The 8740-nt window shown below is 30.0% G+C and carries 10 protein-coding genes and 1 riboswitch; all 10 genes read left to right on the top strand.

The genetic code is table 11. The annotated features are described in order from the left end of the window. Positions 1-878: glycosyltransferase family 9 protein (locus tag ACMUOV_RS05745; protein ID WP_413854152.1), on the top strand; the 878-nt coding region annotated here is incomplete at its 5' end. A gap of 15 nt (positions 879-893) precedes the next feature. Then, the gene (locus ACMUOV_RS05740) at positions 894-1610 is read left to right on the top strand and encodes a PIG-L deacetylase family protein (RefSeq protein ID WP_413854151.1); all 717 of its coding nucleotides are present in this window, start codon (positions 894-896) and stop codon (positions 1608-1610) included. Continuing rightward, a complete protein-coding gene (locus ACMUOV_RS05735) occupies positions 1610-2713 on the top strand; it encodes a glycosyltransferase (protein ID WP_413854150.1) in 1104 nt (367 codons plus the stop codon). Before ACMUOV_RS05740 ends, ACMUOV_RS05735 begins: the two co-directional genes overlap by 1 nt. Next, positions 2710-3741, top strand: a complete 1032-nt coding sequence (lpxK, locus tag ACMUOV_RS05730; RefSeq protein ID WP_413854149.1) for a tetraacyldisaccharide 4'-kinase — start codon at positions 2710-2712, stop codon at positions 3739-3741. The genes ACMUOV_RS05735 and lpxK overlap by 4 nt, the downstream gene beginning before the upstream one ends. Then, entirely contained in the window at positions 3731-4297 is a 567-nt protein-coding gene (gene gmhB / locus ACMUOV_RS05725; protein WP_413854148.1) for a D-glycero-beta-D-manno-heptose 1,7-bisphosphate 7-phosphatase, read from the top strand. The genes lpxK and gmhB overlap by 11 nt, the downstream gene beginning before the upstream one ends. Beyond that, a complete protein-coding gene (locus ACMUOV_RS05720; RefSeq protein WP_413854147.1) occupies positions 4278-5051 on the top strand; it encodes a DUF3108 domain-containing protein in 774 nt (257 codons plus the stop codon). Before gmhB ends, ACMUOV_RS05720 begins: the two co-directional genes overlap by 20 nt. 4 nt (positions 5052-5055) lie before the next feature. Next, positions 5056-5679: an L-threonylcarbamoyladenylate synthase gene (locus tag ACMUOV_RS05715; RefSeq protein WP_413854146.1), complete on the top strand. Its 624-nt coding sequence runs from the start codon at positions 5056-5058 to the stop codon at positions 5677-5679. A 56-nt stretch (positions 5680-5735) separates the two neighbouring features. Then, a riboswitch (FMN riboswitch) is annotated at positions 5736-5874 on the top strand. 56 nt (positions 5875-5930) lie between these two features. Then, entirely contained in the window at positions 5931-7016 is a 1086-nt protein-coding gene (gene ribD / locus ACMUOV_RS05710; protein WP_413854145.1) for a bifunctional diaminohydroxyphosphoribosylaminopyrimidine deaminase/5-amino-6-(5-phosphoribosylamino)uracil reductase RibD, read from the top strand. Positions 7017-7053: 37 nt separating this feature from the next. Then, positions 7054-7677, top strand: a complete 624-nt coding sequence (locus ACMUOV_RS05705; RefSeq protein ID WP_413854144.1) for a riboflavin synthase — start codon at positions 7054-7056, stop codon at positions 7675-7677. Positions 7678-7703: 26 nt separating this feature from the next. After that, positions 7704-8740: 3,4-dihydroxy-2-butanone-4-phosphate synthase (ribB, locus tag ACMUOV_RS05700; RefSeq protein WP_413854143.1), on the top strand; the 1037-nt coding region annotated here is incomplete at its 3' end.

Below are 8740 nucleotides of genomic sequence, written 5' to 3'. Positions count from 1 at the left end.
TTATTAAAGCTGCAAAACAACAATATCCTAATGTGAAAATTTATTCCGTAACAAGAAAAAACCTTGCGGAGTTGTTGCGGCAAACTTTGTTGGTTGATAAAATTTTTATCAAAGAAAAAGGTTTAAAATCAAAAATAAAATTAATATCCGATATTCAAAATGAAAATATAGATGTTGCATGTTTGTTTTCGGAGTCTCCGGAAAGTTTAATTTGTGCCTATCTTTCAAAAATAAAAAAAAGATACGGTTTTAAATCGGCAAGTTTAAATTTTTTACTTACCGACAAAGCAGAAAAAAAGGGTGTTCCGTCATTGGTAAACAATATAAACCTTGCAAAAAAAATAGGTATAAAAAATATACAAAATAATTACCTTGATATTATAAAAACAGATTCAAAAACGGATGATAAAATAAATAATATATTAAAACAATATAATATTGAAAATAAAAAGTTTATAGCTGTTTCCATAGGTGCAAGCAAAAGACGACAAGAAAAATGTTTAAAAGCTGAAGTTTGGATAGAAACAATTAACGAATTGACGGGAAAAAATATTCCTGTAATTGTTACCGGGGCCGTGTGGGAAAAAGAATATATAAAAAATATAACGGATAAATGTCTGAAAAAAATCAATGTTTTTTGTCCCGAAGGCGGACTTGTTGAACTTTCAGGTTTATTAAAAAAAGCTTCATTGTTTATAGGAGTAGATTCCGGTGCTATGCATTTGGCTGCAAGTTTAGGAATAAAATGTATCGCATTATACGGTAATACCGACCCTTCGCAAATAGGTCCGCAACCGTTGGAAAACCATATTATTATAAAAAAAGATTCGGCAAAACAAATAACCGCCGATGATATTTTAAATAAAATAGAATTTTAAATTTAGGATAATAAAATGAAATATGCAAGTTACAGAAGTGTTTTTAAAATGTATGAATACATTCAACCTTTTTTGAAATATTCTTCTCCTTTGGAAGAGAAATTACAGGCAAAAAAAGTATTGGTAATAGCACCGCACCAGGATGATGAAAGTATAGGTTGCGGAGGAAGTTTAATAAAATTTGTTAAAGACGGCGGACATCTTGAGATAGCATTCTGCACTACAGGTGAACCTGAAAGAATGAAAGAAACAAAAAATGCTACGCAAATTTTAGGTTCAAAAATAAATCATTTTTTTCAGTTTGAAATAAGAAGTTTATATTCCAATACGGATAAATTGGCAGATTGTTTAAGTGAGTTGTTTTTTTACAAAATAAAACCGGATATAATTTTTATGCCTTTTATGATAGATAATCATCAAGATCACGTAAGTATATCAAAAGCTTTTTGCAAAGCGTATAAAAAAACAAAAATAGATTGCTTGATTTACGCATATTCGGTATGGCAGGTTTTAATACCTAACGTAATAATTGATATATCTAAAGAATGGGAGCAAAAAAAAGCTGCGATAGAATGTTATAAAACACAAACAGCTTCAAGAGATTATGTTACAATGGCTTCTTCAATTGCACAATATTGGGCACAGGTAAAAGGCAAAAATACAAAATACTGTGAAAGTTTTTTTAAAATTTCTTCAGGCAAATATGCTGATATGGTAAGGAAAATATTGTAATGGATAAAATAAAAGTTTTACATGTCTTTTCTTCTGATACAATCGGCGGTGCCGAAAAACAAACGGTTTTAACAACAGTAAGTTTAAAACAATTTAATGAAAAATATGAACCTATACTTGCAGCACCTAAAAAAAGTTTTTTATATGAACAAGCCGAATCAAACGGAGTGAAAGTTGTTGATTTTAAATGTAGAGGAAGTTTTACTCCAACCGGTGTTTTAAGATTATTTAATATTGTAAGAAAAGAAAATATATCAATAATTCATGTTCATCAGGGAAAGTTATATTGGACTGCTTTATTGATGAAGTTGTTTTTTAAAAATTTAAAAATTGTTTTACACAGAAGACAGGATACAAGGCATAAATGGTATGCAAAGTGGCATTATAAAATAGCGGATAAAACATTAACGGTTTCAAAAGCGGTTCGAGATAATTTAATAAAGTATGAAAAAGTTTCCGAAGACAAAGTACAGGTTTTATATAATGCTTTTGATTTTGAAAAATGGACAAAACAAACAGATACTTCCGATATTATAAAAAAATATAACCTTGAAAATAAGTTTGTTATAGGAACGGTAGGTGCAATAGTTTCACTTGAAGGTAAAGGACAACAATATCTTTTGGAAGCAATAGCCGAGTTAAAAAAAGATTATCCGAATATAGTTGCTTTAATTGTAGGTGACGGAGCAGGAATGCAATTACAGCAGGATTATGCCAAAAATTTAGGTGTTGACGATATTTCAATTTTTACCGGATATCAATCGGAAATTCCTAAGTTCTTAAAAGTTATGAATATATTTTGTTTGTTGTCTTGTGATACTGAAGGTTTCGGTAACGTAAACTTGGAAGCACAGGCATTAAAAATTCCGGTTATTACAACAACGGTAGGGGGAAATCCAGAAACTATAATAGACGGTGTTACCGGCTTTTTAATACCTCCGCGAAATACGGATATGTTAATTTCTTCAATAAAAAAATTAATAACCGATAAACTTATGTCGGATAAAATGGCAATTGCAGGTGAAAAGTTTGTTAAAGAAACTTTTTCAAAGCAAAAATTAAGTTCAAGTTTAACCGATATTTATGACGGTGTTTTAAAATGAAATATTTGTTATATCCTTTGTCGATATTGTATTGTTGCTTATCAAAACTTAATAAGTTTTTGACAAAAAGCTATAGATTAAATAAACCGGTTATAAGCATCGGTAATATAACATGGGGCGGCAGCGGAAAAACACCCATGGTTATTGAAACTGCAAGTTATATTTTAAGTTTATGTAAAACTCCTGTTATTTTATCAAGAGGTTATGCAAGAAAAAATAAGTCAAAACAAAATGTTATAGTTAGAGATAAAAAACAAATTTTAAGTGATTTGGAAAATTCCGGTGATGAACCTTTAATGACGGCAAATTTGTTGAATTGCCCGATAGTTGTGGGAAGTAACAGAATTAAAAACGCCGAAATTTCAGAAAAATTTTTACCTGATATTTTTGTTTTGGATGACGGTTTTCAACATTGGAAAATAAAAAGAGATATTGATATCGTTTGCATAAATTCATTAAACCCGTTCGGTAACGGTATGATAATACCTGCAGGTATTTTAAGAGAAAATTTGTCCGCTTTAAAAAGAGCAAATTTGATTATACTTACAAATTGTAATTTATGTGATAAAGAAAAATTGCAGAATTTAAAAAATAAAATTTTAAAAATTACTGGGTTATACCCTTTAGAAACATCGTTAAAGTTTAAAAATATAACAAATTTATTTGATGACCGCGAGATTGAAGAAAATTTAAAAAATGTTACCGATTTTACAATAATATCGGCAATAGGTTCACCGGAAAATTTTATAAACACGGTTAAAAATTCAGGGTTAAAAGTAAAAAATAAATTTATATTTCGTGACCATCATAAATATGTTAAAAACGATATTGTTGAAATTGTAAATAAATTATCGGAAAACGAAAAAATTATTACTACTGCAAAAGATGCAGTAAAAATAAAAGAAGTAATTGATGATGAAATTCGTAAAAGGATTTATGTTTTAAATATGTCGATAATTTTTGATAAAGGAAAAGATGTTTTTGAAAGAGAGATAAAACTTTTATTAGGTATAAATTATGAAAAATAAATTATCACCGGCAATATTTTTGGATAGAGACGGAACTATAAACCATGATAAAAATTATTTAAGTGACGAAAAACAATTAAAACTTTATAAAAATATTGAAAAGCCGTTAAGAAAATTTAAACAATTAGGTTTTAAAATAGTTATAGTAACAAATCAGTCCGGCATAGCAAGAAAATACTTTACCGTAACAAAATTGAAGCAAATTAACTCTAAACTAATAGAAATGTTAAAAGATTTAGGAGTTACGGTTGACGGTATGTATTATTGTCCTCACGGACCTGATGATGATTGTGATTGCAGAAAACCGAAAACAGGTATGGCATTGAAAGCCGCGAAAGATTTGAATATTGATTTGAAAAAGTCTTATATGATAGGTGACAGTGTTAGAGATTATATGTTCGGTTACAATTTCGGCGGTAAAGGAATATTGGTTTTAACCGGACACGGGAAAAAGCAATTTGAAAAAGCCAAAAATGAAAGACAAAAACCGTTAGCTGTTGTCCGAAACTTACTTAAAACAGTGGAGGTTATTGAAAATGATTATAAAAAAAATTAGTGCATTAATAGTAATTTCAATTATGGCGGTTTCGGCTTTTTGTCAACCTGTTGCGGAAGTTCCTTTCCAATGGAGAACAATGAGCGGTAAATTACCTATACAAGAAAATTTGGTGTTTGATGTTTATTGGAAATTTATTAAAGTCGGAAAAGGAACATTGGAAATAAAAGGTTTTGAGGAAGTTAACGGAAGAACGGCATATCATATATATTCCGAGGCAAAATCCGCTCCGTTTTTTGATAATTTTTTTAAAGTAAGGGATATAAACCAATCTTGGATAGATGCACAAAGTTTATGCTCGTTGAAATATTTGATAAATATTTCCGAAGGCGGTTGGAAAAAATATGAACAACTTGATTTTGATCATGAAAACGAAAAATATGTTTTAGACGATGACGGAACAAAAAAACCGGGTAATACGGTTCGTTGGGTTCAGGATGTAATTTCAGCTTTTTATTACATAAGAACTTTGGATTTGGAAGTGGGAAAAGAATATGTTTTTGATGCACATTCAGGGCAGGATACTTGGCCTTTAAAAACAAAAGTTTTGGGAAGAGAAACCGTTGAAGTAAATGCCGGAAAATTTGATTGCTTAATATTGGAACCGGTATTAAGAGAAGATGCAGGTCTTTTTAAAGCACAAGGCAGTTTAAAAGTTTGGGTAACCGACGACGAAAGGAAAATGCCGGTTAAGATGAAATCAAAAATACCTGTAGGTTCAATATCGGCAGAACTTTCAACATATAAAAGTTAGTAAAATGAAAACGGAATTTGTAAAAATAAATAAACAAAATAATAATGAAATAATAGAAACTGTAAACAGAGTTTTAAAAAACAAAGGTATAGTTGTTTTGCCTACCGACACTGTTTACGGTTTAATGACAAGTGTTTTTAATTTTGACGGGCAAAAACAAATATACAAACTTAAAAACAGAAGTATGAAAAAACCTTTAATTTTAATGTCAGATAACATTAAAACACTGAAAAGGTTTGTATCTTTTCCGAAGAAAACCGAAAAAATTGTGATGAATTTTTGGCCCGGTCAATTAACTTTAATTTTGCCGACAACAGAACTCGGTAAACTTTTAACCGGCGGAAGAGATAATTTGGGTGTTCGAATACCGAATTGCAAAATATTGCTTGATATTATGGCAAAATATGACATTCCCTTAATGACTACATCGGCAAATATATCGGGAAAAGAAAGTGCAAAAAATCAGGAAACCGCGGTAGAATATTTTAACAATAAAATAGATTTAATTGTTGACGGCGGTAAATGTGATTATTCTTTTGAATCAACGGTTATTGATATGGTTAAATTTCCTTATGTCGTAATTCGCAAAGGTTGTTTGGATTGTAAAAAATTATTGGAATATATATAGTTGAAAATTGTAGAAATTTGACATAATAATATAAAAATTGTTTAATTACGGAAAACAATAATCTTCGGGGAAGGTGAAATTCCTTACCGGTAGTAAGGTTCTAAAAGAGCTAAGCCTACGACTTCATCATAAAAGATGAAATGAATCCGTGTAAATCGGATGCCGACGGTAAAGTCCGGATGAGAGAAGATAATATATATTTATTTTATTTCCCGAAACATTATTGAATTTGTTTTCGGGATTTTTATTTTATGAAACAAATGCAAGAACATAAAAAATATATGCACTTAGTATTGGACATGGCAAAGAAAGGAAAAGATTTTGTTTTTCCTAATCCTATGGTAGGTGCAATATTGGTTAAAGATAATAAGATAATATCCAAAGGTTATCATAAATATTTCGGTGCCGAACATGCCGAAGCACAGGCAATAAATTTTTCAAAAACAAATGTGGAAGGTTCAACATTATATGTAAATTTGGAACCTTGTAACAATTGGGGAAAATGCCCGCCTTGTGTTGATTTAATAATAAAATCAAAAATTAAAACAGTTGTTTTTGCAATGAAAGACCCTAATCCGTTGACAAGCGGAAAAAGTTTGAAAAAATTAAAATCTGCAGGAATTACCGTAATTAGCGGCATATTGGAACAACAAGCCGAAAAATTAAATAAGCAATATATTAATCACATAACAAAAGTTAAACCCTATATTGTTGTTAAAACGGCAATGTCTCTTGACGGAAAAATTGCTTCGTATACAGGCGATTCAAAATGGATATCAAATGAAAAATCAAGAAGTTTTGTTCATAAATTAAGAACAAATTTTGATGCAATTCTTGTAGGAACAAATACCGTTTTAAAAGATAACCCTGTTTTGTCTTCTCACAATAAAGGTAAAAATCCTGTTAGAGTAGTTTTAGATGAAAAATTAAAAACACCGTCAAACTATAATGTTGTTGACGGTAAAATACCGACGATAATTTTATATGATGAAAATATTAAAAAAACTCCTGTTTACCTTAATAAAAGTTGTATAAAATTGGTTCCTATAAATTTTAATAAAGCAAAGAAAGATTTTAATATCGTAATAGAAAAATTAAACAAAATGGCATTAAAAAGAATTTTAGTTGAAGGCGGTGGGGAAATAAATGCCTCAATTTTAAAAACAGGAAAAGTAAATGAAGTTATAATTTTTATTGCCCCAATTATTGTCGGCGGAAGAACGGCAAAAACATTCGTTGAAGGTGCTGGAGCGAAGTTTATAAAAGATTCTTTAAAATTTAAGAAGATTAATATTAAGAAGTTTGATAACGACGTAGTAATTTTTGCCAAAAAGTAGTTTTTAGTTTGCGGTTAATTATAAATTGGAGTTTAAAGTGTTTACCGGAATAGTAGAAGATATAGGTAAAGTAATAAATATTACAAATTCACAAATACAAATAGAAACTTGTTTGGATGATATTAAAACAGGTGACAGTATTGCCGTTAACGGTGTATGCTTAACGGTTACGGAAATATTTGAAAAAATTATTTCTTTTGATTACAGCCCTACAACAAGTGATATTACAAATATATCTTTACTTAAAAAAAATTCTTTAGTTAATTTGGAAAGAGCTTTAACATTACAAACACGACTTGGCGGGCATATAGTATCAGGACATATAGATACTTCAACAAAAATTATAGATATAAAAAAAACAGACAGATTTTACTTTTTTTCATTTGCAGCTAACGAAATAATAAAAAAATATATAGTTCTTAAAGGGTTTATTGCGATAGACGGTATAAGTTTAACAGTTGCTGAAAATAACGAACGGTATTTTTCGGTTACAATGATACCGGAAACATTTAATAAAACAATATTTCATTTAAGAAATTTCGGAGATATTGTAAATGTAGAAATTGATGTGTTTGCAAAATATGTAGAAAAATTATTTGGTAAACAAAATGAGAAAAAAGAAATAACAGTGAATTTATTAAAAGAGAACGGATTTATTTAGATGATTAGCCGGAGGATTATAAAAAAATGAAAAAAAATAAAAAGTTTTCGACAATTGAAGCAGCAATAAAAGATATAAAAAACGGAAAGATGGTAATAGTTGTTGATGACCCTTCAAGAGAAAACGAGGGGGATTTGGTTTGTGCAGCACAAAAAGTTACACCTAAAATAATTAACTTTATGGCAAAAAACGGCAGGGGCTTAATTTGTGTTCCTGTCAACGGTAAAACATTAGATAAGCTTGAAATAAATGTTATGGAAAGAAAAAATGTTGTTAGTAACAAATACTCATGCTCTTTTACGGAATCGGTTGATTATAAAAAAGGAACAACAACGGGAATTTCAGCATTTGACAGAGCAAAAACGGTTAAAGCATTAGCAGATAAAAAATCTATTGCTTCCGATTTTGTTCATCCCGGACATATTTTCCCTTTAAGATATAAAGAAGGCGGTGTTTTGGTTAGGGCAGGACATACCGAAGCATCTGTAGATTTATCCTTACTTGCGGGACTTGACGGTAGTGCGGTAATATGTGAAATTATGAAAGATGACGGAACAATGGCAAGAATGAAAGACCTTTTTTCTTTTGCAAAACGACATAAGTTAAAAATAATTACCGTGCAGGATTTAATTAAATACAGAAGAGAAACGGAAAAACTTATAAAAGAAATTGTATCCGTTAATTTTCCTACTAAATTCGGAATATTCAAATTAACGTTGTTTGAAGATACCATAACAAAGGAAAATCATCTTGCAATAATAAAAGGTAATGTTAAGGGTAAAAAAAATGTTTTGGTTAGGGTTCATTCTTCTTGTGAAACCGGTGATATTTTTCATTCTTTAAAATGTGATTGCGGAGAACAACTTGAAACCGCATTACAAATGATAGAGAAAGAGGGAACAGGCGTAGTTTTGTATATGCATCAGGAAGGTAGAGGGATAGGTCTTGCAAATAAATTAAAAGCATATAAATTGCAGGAACAGGGGCTTGATACGGTTGAGGCAAATGTTGCATTAGGTTTCGCACCCGATTTAAGAGATTACGGAATAGGTGCACAAATTTT

Source organism: Candidatus Ruminimicrobium bovinum (assembly GCF_902760015.1).
GTDB classification, from domain to species: domain Bacteria; phylum Elusimicrobiota; class Endomicrobiia; order Endomicrobiales; family Endomicrobiaceae; genus Ruminimicrobium; species Ruminimicrobium bovinum.
This window is presented reverse-complemented; position numbering and strand designations above follow the sequence as displayed.